Consider the following 18,982-nt stretch of genomic DNA (forward strand, 5'->3'; position numbering starts at 1 on the left):
GCGCTGGACCGCCTCGGCCTGGCCGGCCGCGCCGAGCCGGCCGCCAACACGCCGGGCGCGCTGGCCGAGCGGCTGCGTCCCGGCGACGTCGTGGTGTCGATGCTGCCCGCGACCGAACACGCCGGTCTCGTCCGCCTGTGCCTCGACCGCGGCGCACACTTCGCGGCCACCAGCTACGTCTCCCCCGAACTGGCCGACCTGGCCGATCCGGCCGCCGACGCCGGGATCGCGATCCTCACCGAGGCGGGCCTCGACCCCGGCATCGACCACGTGTACGCACACCGGCTCGTCGACCTCGCGTCGGAAGCACTCGGCCCGGCCGTCGACGCCGTGCGGTTCACCTCGTACTGCGGCGGGATTCCCGCGACACCAAACGACTTCCGCTACCTGTTCAGCTGGGCGCCGCTCGGCGTGCTGACCGCGTTGGGGTCACCCGCACGCTACGTCGAGGACGGCGAGAAGATCACCCAGAGGCACCCGTGGGAAGCCACCCGCGAACTGCCCGTCGGCGGCGAGGTGTTCGAGGTCTACCCCAACCGCGACAGCATCCCGTTCATCGACCAGTACCACTTCCCCAAGGGATGGCCGGTCGAGACGTTCGTCCGCGGCACGCTCCGGCTGTCCGGCTGGCACGCCGCGTGGCAGCAGGTGTTCGAGACCGTAAGCACCGGCGACAACACCGCCATAGCCGAACTCGCCACCGAGCTGGCCGCTCGCCACCCCACGACGGACATCGACCGCGACCGGGTGGTGCTGGCCGTGTCACTCGAGGCGTCGAAGGCCGGGACCACCTGGTCGGGAAGCTACTACCTCGACGTCATCGGCAACGCCCACGAATCAGCCATGGCCCGGTGCGTCTCCCAGCCCCTGGCCTACGGCGTTGGCCTCGCCCTGTCCGGCGACCTGCCGCCAGGACTGACCAGAGCGGGCGAACCACCCCAGGGCCCACAACCCTGGCTCGACTACCTCGACACCGTCGATCTGCGAGCCGAACTGAGCTGTTCCGACAACAATCCCTGACAGAAGCGCGCACGACGTCACGGCGTGGACTCGTTCTCGCCACCGGTGAGTCGCACAAGCGCCCGTCCCGCCGCGAGAAGGGCGCCAATCCGCGCGGCCGATCTCAGAGTCGCGGAATGCCAGCACCGCCGAGGGGATCGGGTTTCTGCACGGAGCCCTCTGCGCCGTTGCTTTCAGGCAATGCCAGTCCGGAGGCGGACAGCGGGTCGTAGCCAGGGGTGCGGAACAGTGCCTGCAACTGCCTGCGGCGGATGCCGACGTTGCTTCCGCCGATGTTGCGATAGGACAGCGCGTCCATCAGGTAACGGACGATGGGGAAATTCTGGTCGTAGGCGGTGACGCCGATGATGGTCATGAGGTCGTTGATGACCTCGACGCAGGTTTCCGAGCCGAAGATCTTGGCGTGCAGGGCGAATTCCGGCCCGCTGGGGTGCCCCGAGGTGAGGGCGTCCAGAGCTCGCCAACCGAGCAACCGGACCGCTTCGATCTTTCCCTTGGCGTTGGCCAGGACGTCGGACACGGCTTGGTATTCGATGATCGGCACCGGTCCGCCGCGCTTCTCGGTGAGCGCGAAGCGATAGGCGATGTCGAAGGCCTGCCGCATCGCGGCGGTGGCGTAGACGGCGATCATGGCGGCGATGGGTAGGAACGCGTTGCGGGTCAGCCGCACGCCCTGCCCCTGGTCGCCTAGCAGGTTGCCGCGCGGAACGCGCACGTCGGTGAGCCGGATCCGCGTGGCGAGGCAGCCCTTGAGTCCCGGGAGGTCGTAGTACTCCTCGACCTCGATCTTTCCGGCAAGGTGTTCGCGTTCGGCGACGATGAGCGAGATGCCGTCGGGAGTTCGGCAGACGATGGTCATGATGTCCGGGCCGTCGCCGTCCCACCCGCACAGATACGGCGCCCAGGCCTTGCGGCCGTTGATGAGCCACTCGCCGCCATCGGGCACCGCGGTGGTGCGGACCCCCATGCCGGGCCCTTCCGCGTCGAAGTTCGCGCTGCCCTCCGGCTCACTGAAGGCCATGGCCGCCAATGGCGCGCCCGAACCGGCCAGGAACGGCCGCGCGAAGCGCTCGACCTGTGCCGCGGTGCCCACCTGGAAGACCGGCCCCAGCGCGTTCAGCGGACCGCTCATCGAGATCGCGAAGTCCGGCATCTCCGCCGCCCATTCTTCGAGAAAGATGGCCGCGTCAACACCGCTGGCGACCGCCTCACCGACAGGCACCGGGACCAGACTCTTGAGAAAACCCGCCGCGACCGCATTCGCATACACCGGTCGCAGCAGTGCTGCCCGAGTCAACGGGTCGGACTCTGCCCGGATCGCAACGGAAAGATCCCGCAACTGCTCCTGGGCGAAGCCACGGGCTGTCGCTTTGAGTTGTTCCTGCTCCGGGGTTAGGAGAAATCCAACGGACATCAGCATTGCCTCCCTCGTTCATCGACGTCTTCGTCGTGCGGGTCACCGGCTTTGCTGATTTACCAGATTCATTCACTGGGCTGGAGCGGGCACGTGACGCCTGTGCTGCACCTGCATTGAACCCCTCAACTGTAGGGATTGCAAGGGTCGTGCGCCGTGGGCCGGAAGTGTGGATCAGGTCTCAAGCCCGCTTCAGCTCCCCGGTTGTCGACGCGAGGACTGTTTCTCGCGCGCTCGTTGATCGCCTGCATCTTGTGGCATTGATCGTTTCGCCGGGTTCGAGACGAACGGAATCCGGAAAATATTGGGAGCTGTGGCATTCCGCCACCGCAGCACCCCGGTCGTTTATTGACGGAGCCATTCCTCAAGAACGAGCGGGTGGTTGGCTGGGAACGGTCCGGCGGCCCATTGGCGGGTGTACCCGTCCTCGCCGAGCCGGTGCAGCAGCGCTCGTGCCGCAGCTGCCGCCAGGCGAACGAGGCTGCGCAGTGGCAGGTCGATGTCGAGAATGGGATGACCGTCGTTGTCGGGCAGTTGCGCCGTTCGGTCGGGGAACCTCAGGATGCGCACGTGGGCGTATGAGCCCACGGTGATCCGCCAGCGGTATTCGGTCGGCTCACCCTCCCAGGACACTCGCGCGTGCCGTTGGCCGGAGATGAGCACGACCAGGGCGGCGAGCAGATCGTCCACAGCGGGCGTGAGATTGGAGGCATACAGCCGCTGTTCTCCGCGACCGTCACCCACCACGGCGAGCAGCCAACCGAGGTACACCAGGTCAACGGCGAAGGTGAACGTGTCCGCCGGCGGCGGGCGGAAGCGGGGGCGGGCTGGGGTGATGGGTGCTGGTTCTCGGTGGTGAGTCGGGCGATGCGGTCATGGTGTTACCGAGGTCGGCGATCAGCGAGGCCCGGCTGACCGCCGGGCCGCCGGTCGGCGTGGACGGTACAACTCCCACCGACCCCACCAAGGCCCGACCACTACACGCACTGCCACAACCGACCGCCGATCAAGCAGCCATCACCCGCCGACGACAAACGACTGGGTGGGCTCTCGATGAGTACCACCATGTGGCCTGAACCGCACGGACGACATTCCAGGCAAGCGCACCGTCAGCCGCGCAGTTCGGTGGTGAACTCGTCGGCGGTCATGGGTGTGGAGAACATGGGGTAGTCGTACTTCAGCGCGTTGTCGTGCTCCTCGACCGAGGTGGCGGCGACGCAGTCGGAGAGGGTGACGACCTGGTAGCCGTGTTCGTAGCCGGTGCGCATGGTGGACTCGACGCAGCAGTTGGTGAGGAACCCGCCCAGCGCGATGGTGCGGATGCCTTTGCTGCGGAGGATGAAATCGAGGTTGGTGCTGGCGAAGGTGTCCAGGCCGCGTTTGCCCTCGATCACGATGTCGCCATCGGCCGGGGCCAGTTCGTCGGTGATCGCGGCGCCCCACTCGCCCTTGACGAACGCGTTGCCGTCCACGACTCCCTTGAGGATGCCGTAGGGGTGGGCGGTGATCTCGTTGTAGCCCTTGGCAAACGTGATCGGGGCGTGCATCACGGTGACCCCGGCTGCCCTCGTCGCGTCGACGACGCGGCGGGTGTTGGCGAGCATCCCGGTCTTGTCCATCACCCCGGAGACCGCGTCGTGCAGCACGCCGCCCTCCGTTGTGAAGTCGTTCTGGTACTCGATCAGCACCACTGCGGTCGTGCTCGGGTCGATCGCCATGTCGCCACCCTCTCGCTCGGTTCGTGGCCACGGTATGGCTGAACCGGCCGGTACGTCCACGTCCTGTGGCCTGGTCTTGTCGCAGAACGACAAACTACGCACAGTCACGTCCCCGATGGTTCGCGTCTGACGCACGTCGTCCGCATCTTCGTGTCCACAGAGTACCGGTAGTTCATCGACGGCGCAGCCAGCCGATGATCCCCCCGCCGGTCCCGTAACAATCGCCGACCACCAGAGCAACACTCTGCGGGTCCATGTGACGGGGACAGTGAGAACCGCTACGGTCACGTTGCGTCAACGGCCTGGGACCGCCCGGCTTTCGGAACACCAACGCGCCCGAGGGCGAAGCATGCCACTCCCAGGGCCACGGCGGCCGAGCAGCCTGGGTACGGTGACCACCGTCGGCGTCATGGAATTTTCCTGTGCATATGCTGGTGAAACCTGTCGATGATTAGTGCGGCGTCGGCGGAGCAGCGAGTAAACCGCATTCTTCTTCGTGCCAGGGTTCCACCGATCGGCGTATTTCGTTCCTACTGGGCATCTGGTTGTGTTCTAAAGGAGTTCCACTCCTACCGCCCGGATCCTGCGTGCGTCAACGATTGATCCCGCATCGCGGTGAGGAACTCTCTGGTGGCAGGTCTCAAAGGGGATGTCTCCACCGCGAACCACACACGCTGTGTGCGCCGGCAATGCCTGTAGGAATTCCCGATGCTGGGCGAAGCCGCTGGTCACCGGTGACTGCAGAGCCCGCCGACATTTGTGGGGGAAGCATGCGGGACACGCCCAACATGACGATGGGGCAACGGATCGAGCATATGAGGCGGCGGCGGGGGATGTCCCGCCGCATGCTGGCGTCGCTGATCGGCTACAGCGAGGAGTGGTTGCGACAGGTGGAACGCCATGGCCGACCAGTGGACCGGGTGTCCACGGTGCTGCGGCTCGCCGACGTCCTTCAGGTCAGGGACGTGCTGACGCTGATAGACGCCGCCGATCGGCGCGAGCACCGGCGGCAGGAGCCCAGCGTCGCACCAGCCGCGATCCGCGAGGCGCTGCTGCGCCGCTGGCGACGCGGGAACCCGGCTCGCGCCGGCGACCCGCTGACCCGCGCCGAACTGGACGAGACCAGGCAGCTCTGGTGCGACTCCGAACGCCGGTACACCACGATGAGCGACCGGTTGCCTGGCCTGCTCGACCGGCTCGACACCCTCGCCGACGACCACGAGAGCCTGCTGCTGCGAGCTGACACATACCGGTTGGCGTCGCGGTTCCTGTTGCGCACCGGCGACTTCCACTTCGCCCAGATCGCGGCCGACGCGGCGCTCGCCGCGCTGTCCGCCTACCGCGGCTCGGCGGGCTGGTACGCCGCGGTCAGCCAGCTCGCCGAGGTGCTCCTGCGGTCCGGCTCGCCCGACGAGTCCCGCTGGCTGACCGCCGACGCCATCGCCCACGTCGTCCGAACCGACATCGACCAGCGCGGAACGTTGGTGAGACTGCACGTCACCGGCGCCGAGGCCGCCGCGGCGGTCAGGGACTACCGCGCCGCCCAGGTCTCGCTGGAGAGGGCACGCGAGGTCGCCGCCGCACTCGGTGCGCCGTGGACGGTGCTGGTCGAGGCGGCCGCGACACAGGTCGAGGTGACCACGGGCCGCACCGCGCAGGCCCTCCGACTCGCCGACGCCGCCGAGGGGATTCCCGTGCTGTGCAGAGGAAGGCAGAGCGCCAGCTACCTCACCCTCGCCAAGGCGCACCTTGCCGAGGGCGACCTGGTCGCCACCACGTTCGCACTCCTGCAGACCGAGCGGGTGCACGCCGACGACATCCGGTTCGACATCCAGGCTCGCCACATCATCGCCGAGGCGCTGGGCAACGACACCACGGGCGTGCGCAACGAACTGGGATGGCTGGCCGAACGCGCCAGGATCCTCTGACAGCCCAACGAAGCAACCCCACCAACCGAGGAGTTCCTGATGCACGAACGGTTGTACGTCGGCGGCGAGTGGGTCACGCCTGCCACCCGCGCCGTGCTCACCGTCGTGAACCCCCACACCGAGCAGCAAATCGGGGCGGTGCCGGACTCGACCGACGCCGACGTGGACCGTGCGGTCGCGGCGGCGCGGGCCGCGTTCGACACCGGACCGTGGCGGCGGACGGACATGGCGGAACGGGCGGCGGTCATCGGCGGGCTCGCGGCCGCCTTCGAGCGGAAGCGCGACGCGATCGTCGGACTCACCACCGCCGAGATGGGCTGTCCGATATCACAGTCGGCGATGATCAACGGCGTGCTGCCCACGATGCAGCTCGGCTACCACGCCACGCTCGCCGCGGATCTCACCCTGGAGGAGCGCAGGACCGGGCCGATGGGCGCCACCGTCGTGCGGCGGGAGCCGATCGGTGTGGTCGCCGCGATCGTCCCCTGGAACGGGCCGATCTACCTGGCGTTGAACAAGATCCTGCCCGCGCTGCTGGCCGGGTGCTCCGTCGTGCTCAAGCCCGCGCCCGAGGCGTCACTCGGCCTCATGCACCTCGCCCGGCTGATCGCCGGTAGCGGCTTGCCCGCCGGGGTGTTCAACATCGTGACCGGCGGGCGCGCGGTTGGTGAGAGCCTGGTCGTGCACCCCGGCGTTGACCGCGTGAGCTTCACCGGGTCCACGGCGGCGGGCAGGCGGATCGGCGGGCTGTGCGGCGAGCGGCTCAAGCGGGTCGGCCTCGAGCTCGGTGGGAAGTCCGCGGCGATCGTGCTCGACGACGCCGACCTCACCGCCACCGTGGCAGGCCTGAAGACGGCCGCACTGCTCAACACCGGCCAGATCTGCGCGGCGCAGTCCCGGCTGCTCGTGTCGCGGCGGCGGCACGACGAGTTCGTCGACGCACTGGTCGACGCCGTGGGCGCGATGCGGATGGGCGACCCGGCCGACCCGGCGACCGAGCTGGGCCCACTCGTCTCGGCCCGCCAGCGCGATCGGGTGGAGGGCTACCTCGCCCTCGGTCGCGAGGAGGGTGCCAAGGCGGTGCTCGGCGGCGGCCGTGCGGACCGGCCGAGCGGCTGGTACGTCGAGCCGACGGTGTTCATCGGCGTGGACAACGCCATGCGGGTGGCGCGGGAGGAGATCTTCGGCCCGGTGCTCACCGTGATCCCCTACGGGGACGAGGACGAGGCGGTGAGGATCGCCAACGACTCCGAGTACGGTCTGGCGGGTTCGGTGTGGACGGGCGATGTCGAGCACGGCCTGGCGCTGGCCCGCTCGGTGCGGGTGGGCAGCTACGGCATCAATGGCTACACCTCCGACGTCAACGTCCCGTTCGGCGGGTTCGGGTCCAGCGGCGTCGGCAGGGAGGGCGGGCCGGAGGGGCTTGACGAGTACTTCGAGCTCCAGTCGGTGAAACTGCCGTACTGACGCCCCGGCGCGGGAGCCGCGCTCACGCGGTTACCTCCGCGCGCCAGGGGTCGGCCGGGTCGTCGAAGATGCTGACCACCTGGCGCATGAGGCGTCGTTCGCCCGGGTCGAAGGCCTGCTTCGCGTGGACCGTGCCGAGCTGGTCCCACATGACGATGTCGCCGGACTGCCACGTGTGGGCGTAGGTGTACTGGGGCTTGCCCGCGTGCGACAGCAGTTCGTCGAGCAGCTCGCGGCTGTCGTCGGGGGCGAGATCCACGATCCGCTTGGTGTTCAGCGTGCTGACGTAGACCGACTGGCGGCCGGTGCGGGAGTTGCGGGCGATCAGGGGGTGGATGGTGGAGGTGCCGTCCTCTGGCTGGATCCGTTCGGTGCTCTCGCCGAGGGACACCTCGCCCTGGAGCTCCTCCTCGATGGTCTCCTCGTACCCGGTGCGCAGGGCGTGGCGGACCCGGTAGGAATGCAGGCGCCGGCGCTGCGCGGGCGACAGCGACTCGTACAGGGCGTACATGTCGGTGAAGAGGGTCTCCCCGCCGCCGGAGGCAGGCACCTCCACGGCCTCCAGGAAGCCGACCTGGGAGACGCGGGGGCGGAAGGAGTAGTCGGTGTGCCAGCCCATCCACTCGGCATCGCCGACGCCGATCTTGTGACCGTCCTCCTCCACGTTGGAGACGATCAGGATCTCGTTGTGGTCGGGGTGGGCGCCGCTGGTGAGACCGGTCTTCGGGATGTACCCGAAGCGGCGGCCGAAGGTCAGGAACTCCTCGTAGGAGGGTGTCTCGTGCCCGCGGAAGACGAGTACGAGATGCGCGTCGAGCGCCGCCCAGATCTCCTCCACCTGGGCCTTGTCCACGTCGCCCGCGACATGTGCGCCGTGCACCACGGCGCCAAGAGCGGCGCCAGGTATTGGTGTTATGTCCATGGCGTTGCCGCCTTTCACAGAAGGGGTTGGGGTGGTCAGCGCAGTTCGAGTCCGGTGAGGTTCCCGGCCTCGCGCCAGCGCCTGAGGATGTTCACGAACTCCACGGAGCCGCCGCCGTAGCTGGAGTTGAGCAGCGGCAGCGCGCCCGGATCGCCCTCGTTGTTGTAGAGGCCGGGTGTGCAGTTCTCGAGGAAGTCGACGTCGTTGGCGGCGAGCCGGAGGATCTCCTCGACCCATTCCTTCTCGCCGGCTTCCGAGGCCTCCACGACCTGGTGGCCACGTTCTTCGACGCACTTGACGATGTGGGCGAGATGCCGGGTCTGCTCGCCGAGCATGTAGGCGATGTTGACGTGCCTGCCCGCCTGGACCTTGGAGAGGATGAAGCAGTTGGGGAAACCGTTGATCTGGAGGCCGTGCAGGGTGCGCGCGCCATCCGCCCACTTCTCCGACAGCTTCACGCCGTCGCGGCCGATGATGTCGTAGCCTGCGCGGTCGGTGTACGGGACGGCGAACTCGTGTTCGTAGCCGGTGGCGAAGACCAGGCAGTCGACCGGGTACTCCCGTCCGTTCGCGACCACCCCCGCCGGGGTGAGCCGCTCGACCCCCCGACCCTGGGTGTCGACCAGGGTCACATTGGGCCGGTTGAAGGTCTGGAGGTAGCCATCGTGGAAGCAGGGCCGCTTGCAGTACACGCGGTAGTACGGCTTGAGGGCGGCGGCGGTCGCGGGGTTGGTGACGACGCTGTCGATGCGGGCGCGCAGCTCCTCCATCTTGAGGAAGTCCGCCCGCTCGGCCGCGAGCGCCCGCTCCTTCGGGTCGCCCACGGTGTCGCCGGTGGGCAGGATCGCGGCGGCCAGCTTGGCCGTCGTCTGGGTCCAGCGGTCATGGACCAGGTCCTCGTCCTGCGGGATACCTGAGGTCAGCGCATGGAAGTTCTCCATCCGGCGCTGCTGCCAGCCCGGTTCGAGGCGCTCCGCCCAGCCGGGCGGGGTGGGCAGATTACCCCGGACGTCGACCGTGGCAGGCGTGCGCTGGAAGAGGACGAGTCGTTCGGCCCACTCGGCGAGGTGCGGGGCGAGCTGGATGGTCGTCGAGCCGGTGCCGATGACGCCGACCTTCTTGTCCCGCAACTTGGTCAGGCCGCCGGTGCTGTCGCCGCCGGTGTAGTCGAAGTCCCATCGGCTGGTGTGGAAAGCGTGCCCGGCGAACGTGTTCAGGCCCGGCAGCCCGGGGAGTTTGGGGCGGTGCATCAGACCGATCGACATGGCCACGTACCTGGCCCGGACCAGATCCCCCCGGTCGGTGCTCACCAGCCACCTCCCAGCGGCCTCGTCCCAGCGCAGCTCGGTGACGGTGGTCTGGAAGAGGGCGTCGCGGTAGAGGTCGTAGCGGTGGGCGATCTGCTGTAGGTGGGCGAGGATCTCGGGACCGATGGCGTACTTCTCGGTGGGTACCGTGCCGATCTCTTCGAGCAGCGGCATGTAGACATAGCTCTCGACGTCGCACCGGACGCCAGGGAAGCGGTTCCAGTACCAGGTGCCGCCAACGTCGCCTGCCTCGTCGATCAGCCGGATGCGCTCCAGGCGGGTCTCCTCGCGCAGGCGGGCCCCGGTCAGCAGGCCGCCGATGCCGGCGCCGACGACCGCGACGTCCACCTCGTCGGTGAGCGGCTCGCGCTCCTGTCGCTCGGTGTAGGGGTCTCGCGCGTAGCGGCTGAAGTCGCCTCGGGCGAACTGGTAGGTGCGGCCGGCGCTGCGCTTGTCGCGTTCCTGCCGGTACTTCTCCCGCACCGCTGCCAGATCGATGGTCAGTGTTTCGTCACTACGGGCGTCTCTTTCGGCACGGACCACAGCTTCTCCTCATGAGAAGGGGGCGGAAGGGAAACATGGCGCCACACGTCGTCGAACTGGTCACGCAGCCGAGAAGGGGCGTCGGAGTTGGTGAAGAGGTAGAAGCGGTCGGAGCCGATGGCCTCCCACACGAGTCCTGCGACGTGCTCGGCGCTCACCGAGGTGTCGCCACCCGCGCCACGCGGGGCTGTCAGGTCCCCGACCATGGGGGTGTCGACCCGGCCGGGGCACAGCACCGACACCCGGACGCCGGTGCCCAGCAGATCGGCGCGGAGGCTGGCGGCGACCGCGAGGTCCGCGTGTTTGGAGGCGGCGTAGGCGGCGCTGCCCGCTCCGACGACGAAGGCGGACATCGAGGCGGTGTGGATCAGATGGGCGGGCCGGCCGCACTCCAGCAACCTGGGGACGAAGGCGCGCGCCACCAGGACGTGCGACCAGTGGTTCACCTCGAAGACCCGCCGCATCCGCGCCAGCGGCACCTCCCACAGGGGTTGTCCGACGGGGCCGAGGACCCCGGCGTTGTTGCAGACCACATCGATGTCGCCGAGCAGGTCGAACGCCGTGTCCGCGAGCCGTTCGACGGCGTCCGGGTCGGTCAGGTCGGCGGTCACCGCCGTGACCGCCGCGCCCTGTGCCTCGAGTTCGGCGGCCCGGCGGCGCAGCGCGTCGCCGTCGACGTCCGCCATGACCACGCCGGCGCCTGCCCGTGCGAAACGAGCGCTGATGGCGAGGCCGATGCCGCTGGCGGCGCCGGTCACCACGGCTGTCCTTGTCTGTGACTGCACTTGGCCGTCTCCGCTTCCGCGCGCGGGTGTCAGCTGGGGTCGGGGAGCTTCAGGCTGATCAGGAAAACGGTCACCGCGAAACAGGCCAGCAGGACGGGGACGAGTGCGGCCGCCGATGCCGTCGACAGCCAGCCGGCCAGGGAGATGTAGAGGGTCCCGCCGATGGTCGCGCCCAGCGCGGTCGCCATCTGCTGGCTGGTCACCAGCACACCGCTGCCCATGCCGGCCTGCGCGGATGGCACGTCGGCGAGGATCATCCGGAACAGCGTCGGGCCGGTGAGCGCCGCGCCGATGCCGAAGAAGGCGATCCCGACGATCACGAGCACCAGGGAGGGATGTGGCCAGCCCAGCCACATCACCAGCGCCAGCAGCAGCAGGCCAGTGCCCTGGACGAAAGCACCCAGGGTGACGATCCGGCCGCCAAGGGCCGCCGCGATCCTCGGGGTGAACAGCGCCACCACGAAGAACGGTGCGGCGAACGCCATCAGCACCGCGCCGGAGGCGAGCCCGTCGAAGCCGAAGTGCCCCTGCGCGATCAGCGCGTAGACGAACAGGAAGGCGCCGAAGCACGCCGAGAACGGCACCATCGCCGCCAATCCCCTGCGCATCCGCGGGTGGGACAGCACCGACGGGGACAGCAGCGGTGAACCGCCCCGCGCCTCCAGCCCCCGTTCGACCCGCGCCAGCGCCAGTGCCCCCACCACGGCGACCGCGAGCAGCGACCACAGCCACGGCGGCCAACCCAGCTCGGGGCCCGCCACGACCACGGCCAGGACGCAGACCATGGTGACACCGAACAGCGCGGTGCCCAGCGGGTCGAAACCCGACTTCGTGTCGGCCCTGGTCGCGGGAACGCGCCGGACGGCCAGCAACGCGGCCACCCCGATCGGCACGTTGATCGCGAAGACCGACCGCCAGCCCATCCCGGCGATGTCCAGGGAGACCAGCAGCCCGCCCAGGATCTGCCCGAGGGCCATGCCCAGAGCCGCGGTCGCGCCGTACATGCCGATCGCACGGGCACGTACCTGGCCCTCGGTGGCCGCCTGGATCGTCGCCAGCACCTGCGGTACGAGCATGGCGGCGGCGGCGCCCTGCAGCAGCCTGGCCGCGACGAGGAACTCGATGGTCGGGGCGAGACCGCACAGCGCCGAGGTGGCGGTGAACGCCGCGAGTCCGTAGGCGTACAGGCGCCGCCTGCCGAAGGCGTCACCCAGCCGTCCGCCCAGCACCAGACCGAGGGCGTAGGTGAGGCCGTAGCCGGACACCACCAGCTCCAGTGCCGCGGGACTGCCGTGGAGGTCGTCACTGATCGAGATCAGCGCCACGTTGACGATGGAGGCGTCCACTATGGACAGTACGTAGCCGGTGAGCACCACCATGAGGCCGATGCCACTGAGCCCCCCGGGCGCCGGTTCCGTGCCGACGGAGAGCTCCGGCGCCGCCGGCCCCTGCAGAGGGGCGAGGCCCTCGCGTTTCGTCATGCGCTGCCTACCAAGGCGTTCGTGTGCGGGAGACCGTTGAGGCGGGGTGACACGGTCACTCGACGGTGGCCGGCGTGCCGGTGATCTTCGACATGACTCCCTTGGCGGGGTCCTTCGCGGATTCCGGCCAGGGGGTCATGGCGTTGAAGCCGCGGTGCGATGAGCCGGGCTGGACGCGGGTGTCCATCGACATCCGCATGCCTGCCGGGTCGGCCGAGACGTTCGGGATGGACTTGTGACACATGAACGCGTGGAAGAGGAGCACGTCGCCCGGTTCCATCGGCGAGAACAGCAGCCTCTCGCCGCTGTCGAGCTCCTCCACCGGGATACCGCTCACGGCGTGGCCGAAGCGGCGGAACCGCTCGGTGACGATGTGCTCGCGCGGGCCCTTCCGGTGGCTGCCGTCGGCGATGGCGACGCCGCCGATGTCGCGGGTCGTCGCCAGCAGCGGCATCCAGGCGGTGCGGAAGTCCTTGTTCGGGCCGATGTAGAAGCCGTCCTGGTGCAGCGGTGTGAGGAAGCTCGGCTCCGAGGAGCCCGCGGCGGAGGGGTAGTAGCGGATCGTCGTCGACCTGAAGACGAAGACGGGCTCGCCGAAGACCTTCTCCCAGACCTTGATGGTCGAGGGGTGGTTCCACAGGTCGTCGTACTTGACGTAGTCGTGCATCGCCACCTCGTCGACCACCTCGAAGGAGTCGATGGTGAGGGTGTCGAGCGTGGTGCCGGGGGCCGCGTGACCGAGTGCGATCAGGCCGTTGAGCATCTGCTCGGCGGCGGTCCGCACGAGCTCACGGTCCAGAACATCGCGCAGATAGAGGTACCCGTGCTGGTCGTAGAACCGGTCCAGGGCCTCGCGGTCGTCGAGAAGAGGCGTGCAGTCGACGTAGTCGCCATAGTTTTCCGTCATGGTTGTTTGTCCACTCAGAAGGTGACGGGGATTTCATCGAAACCGCCGGTGATCCGGTGCTCCTGCCAGCGCACCGATTCCTCGGGTACCGCGAGCCGCAGGTTGGGCAGCCTGCGGAACAGCCGCTCGAACACCGCGGTCAGCTCTATCCTGGCAAGCGTCCGACCGATGCAGTGCCGGATGCCGTGCCCGAACGCCAGGTGCGATCTCGGCTTGTGCCGGGACAGGTCGAACAGGTGGCTGTCGGGGTACGCCCGGCCGTCGTAGTTGCCCGCGCCGATGGCCAGCATCACCGCGTCCCCGCACCGGATCACCGTGTCGCCGACAGGGATGTCGCCGTGCGCGTAGCGGGGTATCAGCGCGTTGGATCCCTTGCCGCCAACGCCAAGGCGCAGGATTTCCTCGACCGCGGCAGGCGCGAGTTCGGGGTTCTCGACCAGTCGGGCCCGCTGGGCCGGGTTGCGGAGCAGCAGCAGGGTGCCAAGGTCGATGCGCACGATGGTGGTCTCGTAGCCGAACAACAGCACGGCGCTGCCCAACTGTGCGATGTACTCGTCGGACAGTGTGCCGTCCGCGGCGATCAGTTCGGACAGGATGTCGTCGCCCGGCTCGCTTCGCTTGCGCGCCACCAGTTCCGTGATGTAGTCGGTGACCAGCTGGAAGGTGTTCGTCGAGTGCTGGTTGTCGCTCTGGTCGAAGGTGCCCCTCGCCCACAGCCCGAACCGCTCCCGGTCGGCGACCGGGACGCCGAGCAGATCACAGATCACCATGGTAGGCAACGGAAACGACAGCGCGCGGTGCAGGTCGACCGGCGGAGTGCAGGCGGCCAACTCGTCGAGCAACTCGTCGACGTGCTGCTCGATCCGGTCCTTCATCATGCGCATCCGGCGCGTGGAGAACCGGGGCACGAGCAGCGCTCGGTACTGCGCGTGCCTGGTGGCCTCGGTGTCGTAGTCGTCCCCCGCCATCAGCGCCATCATGGTGGCCCTGGCCGTGCTCTTCCTGGCCGACCGCGCCGGGTCGGGATTGCTGAGACCGAGCCTGCGGTCGGCGAGCAACGTCCGCACTTCGTCGTAGCGGGTGACCAGCCAGGCATCTTCACCGGCGGTCCGCACCCTGGTGATCGGTCCCTCCTCCCGCAGTGCGCTCATCTGGGGCGCGATACCGAGAATGTCAGGGTTGTCGAACGGCAGTCTCGGAAGTTCAGTCATGTCATCAACTTCCCCATGTTCTGGCTGTCGTCACGCGGTCGCGCCACCGACCAGCCGGGTCGCGTCGATGAGGCGGTTGGAAAAGCCCCACTCGTTGTCGTACCAGCCGAAGACGTGTACATGGCGTGCCTCGACGACCTGCGTGAGCAGGGAGTCGAAGACGCATGACGCGGAGTCCCCGACGATGTCCGAGGAGACGAGCGGTTCCTCGGTGTAGCGCAGGATCCGCGCGAGTTCGCCGTCCGCCGCCTTGCGGAACAGCGCATTGACCTCTTCCACCGTCGTCTCGCGCGCCACTCGGACGGTCAGGTCGGTCAGCGAGCCGACCGGGACGGGAACCCGCACCGAGTACCCGTCGAGCTTGCCATTCAGGCTGGGGATCACGAGGCCGATCGCGCTGGCGGCATTGGTGGTGGTCGGGATGGTGCTGAGGTTGGCCGCGCGGGCACGCCGGAGGTCACTGTGCGGGCCGTCCTGCAGGTTCTGGTCCTGCGTGTAGGCGTGGATCGTGGTCATGGTGCCGCACTCGATGCCGAGCGCGTCGTCCAGCACCCTGGCCATCGGAGCAAGACAGTTCGTCGTACACGAGGCGTTGGAAACGATCGTGTGCTTCCCGGGGTCGTACAGGTTGTCGTTGACACCCATGACGAGGGTGAGGTCGGCGTTCTTCGCCGCGGCGGAGACGACCACCTTCGAGGCCCCGGCGTCGATGTGTGCCCTGGCCTTGGCGGCGTCGTTGAACACGCCCGTCGACTCGATGACGACGTCGACCCCGAGTCGCCGCCATGGCAGCCGCGCCGGATCGCGTTCGCCGAGGACCTCGACCACGGTGTCCCCGACCCTGATCGACGAGCCGTCCGCCACGACCTCCTGCGGCAGTGGCCCGTACACGCTGTCGTACTTCAGCAGGTTCGCCAGGGCCTGCGCACTGGTCACGTCGTTGACCGCGGCCACGCGGATGTCGGCGCCGGACGCGAGCAGGGCCCGGAGGTAGCCCCGGCCGATACGGCCGAAACCGTTGATTCCCACTGTGGTTGTCATGATTCGGGGCGGCCACTTTCCGTGAGCAAGCGCTTCTGATGAGTCATCAAGATAACATAAGGAGCTTAATTAATCCACGGATATAACATGTCGGTCGTGCACATCGACGACGAGCTGGACACCAAGGCCCTCACCACGGCCTTCACCACGGCCATCGAGGCGTTCAACCGCTACTACATCCGCATCCCGGCCATCGAGGTGCGTTCGTTCACCACCCTGTCGGTGCTGGACACCCTGGCCACAGCCGATGGGCCGATGCGGCTGACCGCGCTGGCCCGCACCGAGCAGGTCAGCCAGCCGGGCATCACCCAGCTCGTGACCCGCCTGGAGCGCGAGGACCTGGTGCGCCGCGGCCCCGACCCGGACGACGGCCGGGCCGTGCTCGTGCACATCACCGAGGCGGGCAGGCGGATCGTGCGGTCCCGGCACGACGACCGGGCCCGGCACCTCGCCCCGGTGCTCGCCGCGCTCACCCCCGACGAACGCCGCACGCTCGCACAAGCACTACCCGCGATCGTGCGGGCGAGCGAGCTGGGCCGGGCCGCGCAGACCAGCCCTGCCGCCTGATGCGCGGTCCCGAACCGAAGACTCGCGAGTCCCGAACCGAAGACTCGCGAGTCCCGAACCGAAGACTCGCGGGTCCCGAACCGAAGACTCGCGGGTCCCGAACCGAAGACTCGCGGGTTCCGAACCGAAGACTCGCGGGTTCCGAACCGAAGACTCGCGGGTTCCGAACCGTAGACTCGCGGGTTCCGAACCGTAGACTCGCGGGTTCCGGGCCGTAGACTCGCGGGTGGTGGTCAGGATGTGGCGCGGGGGGTCAGCCGGAGTTCGAGCTTGCGTGGGTGGTAGACGGTGGACAGCATGACCGGCCGCACGTCGGCGCCCGGCTCGACCTCGACCCGCCATCGGCTCAGGATCGTGGCCAGTGCGAGCGTGCACTCGGTACGGGCGTAGATGTCGCCGATGCACTTGCGCGCGCCGGTGCCGAAGGCGACGAACGCGCGCCGCGCCGGGTTCGACGTCTGCTCCGGCAGCCAGCGGTCCGGATCGAAGTCGTCCTCGCGCGGGAACGCGCCGCGGTGGCGCTGCACCGCCGACGGGCTGAACACCACCGTCGAGCCCGCCTTCAACCGCAGTCCCGCCAACTCGGTGTCGGCGGCGATCCGCCGGGTGAACAGCCACCCAGGCGGGTACAGCCGCAGGGTTTCGGTGATGATCCGGTCGGTGAGCTCCAGCCTGGCCACGTCCTCCCACTCCGGCGCGCGGCCGCCGAGCACGGTGTCGATCTCCTCGTACAGCCGCCTCTCGACGTCCGGGTGCTGTGAGAGCAGGTGGAACACCCAGGTGAGGGTGGCCGCCACGGTCTCGGTGCCCGCGGCCATGATCGTGATGACCTGGTCGTGGATCTCCTGGTCGGAGAGTCCTCCGCCGTCCTCCTCGCGGGAGGACATCAGTGCCGAGAGCAGGTCGTGGTGGTCGATGCCCTCACCGCGGTACTCGGTGATCAGGTTCTGCACCGCGTCGTGCAGGAACGCCAGGTTCTCCCGGTAGCGGCGGTTGCCACGGGTCGGCAGCCGCCGCACCGAAGGCAGCAGGAACATCTGCCGGAACAACAGGCTGAGCACCTCCTCGAACGCGTGCTCGACGCGGTGCACCAACTCGTCCTCCACCGGCACCGAGTAGAGGGTGCGTGCCACGGTCCGCAGCGCCATGCCGAACAGCTGGGGGAACGCGTCGATGACCGCGCCCGCACGCCACCGCGACGTGGTCCCCTCGATCTCCGCCTGCATGGCGGGGGCGTACCGCGCCAACTGGGAACGCTGGAACGCCGACTGCATCAGCCTGCGCTGCCTGCGGTGGTCGCCGAACGGGCAGGTGACCAGGCCGTTGCCCGCGATGTCCCTTGCCCGCTCGTAGAACACGCCGCCCTTGTCGTAGACGCGGTCGTTGACCAGCACCTCGCGCAGCACGTCAGGGTGGCACGGCACGTAGGCCGACGTCGTGCCGATGCGGATCTCGACCAGGTCGCCGTGCTCGGACAGGGACGACAGAAACTCCAGCGGGCGGCGCATGAGCTGCCACACGTGCCCGACGATCGGCAGGGACCGGGGAGCCGTGCCCGCGACGTAGGTCGGGGTCGTCATCAGTGCGCCACCTTCCGGGTTGTCTGTGGAGCGGAGTCTCCGGAACGGATGCCGAGATCTTCGAGGAACGCCTGACGACCGACCGAAACGGCGAACTCGGCGTCGTAGCGGCCGGAACTGCGGTGCCAGTCGCGTGAGCCGCGGATCACGGTGCGCAGTCCGTCGACGCGGAACCGGTCGGTCCGGTCCCGTTCGTCGGCGTCGAGCCCGAGGGACTCGTAGACGCCGGGCAGCACTGTCTCCAGCAACAGGAACTGATCTATCCGGGTGCGCACCTCGTCCTGCATGTGCGCGATGCCGCGTTCGCTGGTCCAGTCGTTCTCGCGCATCAGGATCAGCACCATGTTGTTCGGGTCGCCGACCGCGACCTCCTTCTCCAGCGACGCGATGTCGTTGAACAACACGTTGACGTCGATCGCGATCCGCAGCATCGCCGACATCGTCGCGCTCTCGTACATCCGCTTGGGCACCTCGCAGTGGCTCGTCCGCTCCGCCATGTCGACGGTCGGCAGCACACCGATCGTCCGGCGGCGGATCGCGAAGTAGGTGTCGGAGTCGTGCACGCCGGTCACGGCCCGCCCCTGTGCCTCGTCGACGTAGCCGTTCAGGTACTCCCGCCAGTGCCGGGTCGCGCGCACCTGGAAGTCGGCCGACATGCCATCGCACGTGCGGCGCCAGAGATCGGCAAGACCTCGCGAGATCAGCGGCGCGGAGGCGTCGAGCGGCGCGTCGAACACCGCGGTCACGGCGCCGACGAGCCGCGCGGTCTCGGCGGGGTCCTTGCCCACCAGTCCGTCGAACAGATCGTCGTAGAGGAAGAACCAGCTCATCAGGTCGACGCCGAGGTCGAGGTCCTGCCCGGTCGCCGCTGGGTAGAAGTAGGTCGCCAGGTCCGCGTAGTTGCCCTTGGCGTGCCGGCGTGCCGCCTCCTCGGTGGTGATCATGGTGAGCGCCCTCGGCCAATCGAGGTGGTCCGCGACGGCGCGGTCGGCGTCCGGGCTCCGGCGCGCCGGGAACGGGATATCGAAATTGATGTCCTGCGGCACTGACTGTCTCCAAATCTCCCGATTTCACAATGTCGGAATTTTCGG

Annotated in this window: 16 protein-coding genes; 4 read left to right on the top strand and 12 right to left on the bottom strand. The window is 68.5% G+C overall.

All coding sequences use genetic code 11. The features are described from left to right. A partial coding sequence (locus tag WBA97_RS14025) for a saccharopine dehydrogenase C-terminal domain-containing protein (protein WP_424231223.1) occupies nt 1-1,020 on the top strand: 1,020 nt, incomplete at its 5' end. A 103-nt stretch (nt 1,021-1,123) separates the two neighbouring features. Here WBA97_RS14025 and WBA97_RS14030 read toward each other — a convergent pair. The 3 genes from WBA97_RS14030 to WBA97_RS14040 form a co-directional block, all read right to left on the bottom strand. Beyond that, nucleotides 1,124-2,440, bottom strand: a complete 1,317-nt coding sequence (locus WBA97_RS14030) for an acyl-CoA dehydrogenase family protein (RefSeq protein ID WP_424231224.1) — start codon at nt 2,438-2,440, stop codon at nt 1,124-1,126. Between the two features lie 339 nt (nt 2,441-2,779). Beyond that, nucleotides 2,780-3,205, bottom strand: coding sequence for a hypothetical protein (locus WBA97_RS14035; RefSeq protein ID WP_424231225.1), 426 nt, complete (start codon nt 3,203-3,205; stop codon nt 2,780-2,782). A 338-nt stretch (nt 3,206-3,543) separates the two neighbouring features. Next, the gene (locus tag WBA97_RS14040; protein WP_424231226.1) at nt 3,544-4,152 is read right to left on the bottom strand and encodes a cysteine hydrolase; all 609 of its coding nucleotides are present in this window, start codon (nt 4,150-4,152) and stop codon (nt 3,544-3,546) included. Between the two features lie 794 nt (nt 4,153-4,946). Between WBA97_RS14040 and WBA97_RS14045 the strand changes: the two genes are divergently transcribed. Then, nucleotides 4,947-6,080 (top strand): helix-turn-helix domain-containing protein, encoded by a 1,134-nt coding sequence (locus WBA97_RS14045; protein ID WP_424231248.1) that lies wholly within the window; start codon nt 4,947-4,949, stop codon nt 6,078-6,080. A 39-nt stretch (nt 6,081-6,119) separates the two neighbouring features. Next, nucleotides 6,120-7,547, top strand: a complete 1,428-nt coding sequence (locus WBA97_RS14050) for an aldehyde dehydrogenase (protein WP_424231227.1) — start codon at nt 6,120-6,122, stop codon at nt 7,545-7,547. 22 nt (nt 7,548-7,569) lie between these two features. Here WBA97_RS14050 and ptlD read toward each other — a convergent pair whose 3' ends face one another. Genes ptlD through gap form a run of 7 tightly spaced genes read right to left on the bottom strand, consistent with a single transcriptional unit; the run spans nt 7,570 to nt 15,744 of the window. Beyond that, nucleotides 7,570-8,469, bottom strand: coding sequence for a neopentalenolactone/pentalenolactone F synthase (gene ptlD, locus WBA97_RS14055; RefSeq protein WP_424231228.1), 900 nt, complete (start codon nt 8,467-8,469; stop codon nt 7,570-7,572). A gap of 35 nt (nt 8,470-8,504) precedes the next feature. After that, a complete protein-coding gene (gene ptlE / locus WBA97_RS14060; protein ID WP_424231229.1) occupies nt 8,505-10,319 on the bottom strand; it encodes a neopentalenolactone/pentalenolactone D synthase in 1,815 nt (604 codons plus the stop codon). After that, nucleotides 10,277-11,077 carry a 1-deoxy-11-beta-hydroxypentalenate dehydrogenase gene (gene ptlF / locus WBA97_RS14065; RefSeq protein WP_424231230.1) on the bottom strand — a complete coding sequence of 267 codons (801 nt, stop codon included), beginning with the start codon at nt 11,075-11,077 and terminating at the stop codon, nt 10,277-10,279. The genes ptlE and ptlF overlap by 43 nt, the downstream gene beginning before the upstream one ends. 56 nt (nt 11,078-11,133) lie before the next feature. Next, entirely contained in the window at nt 11,134-12,585 is a 1,452-nt protein-coding gene (locus tag WBA97_RS14070) for an MFS transporter (protein ID WP_424231231.1), read from the bottom strand. Between the two features lie 55 nt (nt 12,586-12,640). Then, on the bottom strand, nt 12,641-13,492 hold the full coding sequence (ptlH, locus tag WBA97_RS14075; RefSeq protein WP_424231232.1) for a 1-deoxypentalenic acid 11-beta-hydroxylase: 852 nt from the start codon (nt 13,490-13,492) through the stop codon (nt 12,641-12,643). 14 nt (nt 13,493-13,506) lie between these two features. Continuing rightward, complete coding sequence (gene penM, locus WBA97_RS14080) at nt 13,507-14,703, bottom strand: pentalenolactone synthase (protein ID WP_424231233.1); 1,197 nt, start codon at nt 14,701-14,703, stop codon at nt 13,507-13,509. Nucleotides 14,704-14,733: 30 nt separating this feature from the next. Further along, nucleotides 14,734-15,744, bottom strand: a complete 1,011-nt coding sequence (gap, locus tag WBA97_RS14085) for a type I glyceraldehyde-3-phosphate dehydrogenase (protein ID WP_424231234.1) — start codon at nt 15,742-15,744, stop codon at nt 14,734-14,736. An 87-nt stretch (nt 15,745-15,831) separates the two neighbouring features. Between gap and WBA97_RS14090 the strand changes: the two genes are divergently transcribed. Further along, a complete protein-coding gene (locus WBA97_RS14090) occupies nt 15,832-16,311 on the top strand; it encodes a MarR family winged helix-turn-helix transcriptional regulator (RefSeq protein WP_424231235.1) in 480 nt (159 codons plus the stop codon). A 233-nt stretch (nt 16,312-16,544) separates the two neighbouring features. Here WBA97_RS14090 and WBA97_RS14095 read toward each other — a convergent pair whose 3' ends face one another. Further along, entirely contained in the window at nt 16,545-17,891 is a 1,347-nt protein-coding gene (locus tag WBA97_RS14095; protein WP_424231236.1) for a cytochrome P450, read from the bottom strand. Further along, nucleotides 17,891-18,937, bottom strand: coding sequence for a terpene synthase family protein (locus WBA97_RS14100; RefSeq protein ID WP_424231237.1), 1,047 nt, complete (start codon nt 18,935-18,937; stop codon nt 17,891-17,893). Before WBA97_RS14100 ends, WBA97_RS14095 begins: the two co-directional genes overlap by 1 nt. Between the last annotated feature and the right edge of the window lie 45 nt (nt 18,938-18,982).

It is taken from the genome of Actinophytocola sp., assembly GCF_049647105.1.
In the GTDB taxonomy this organism is placed as follows: Bacteria; Actinomycetota; Actinomycetes; order Mycobacteriales; family Pseudonocardiaceae; genus Actinophytocola.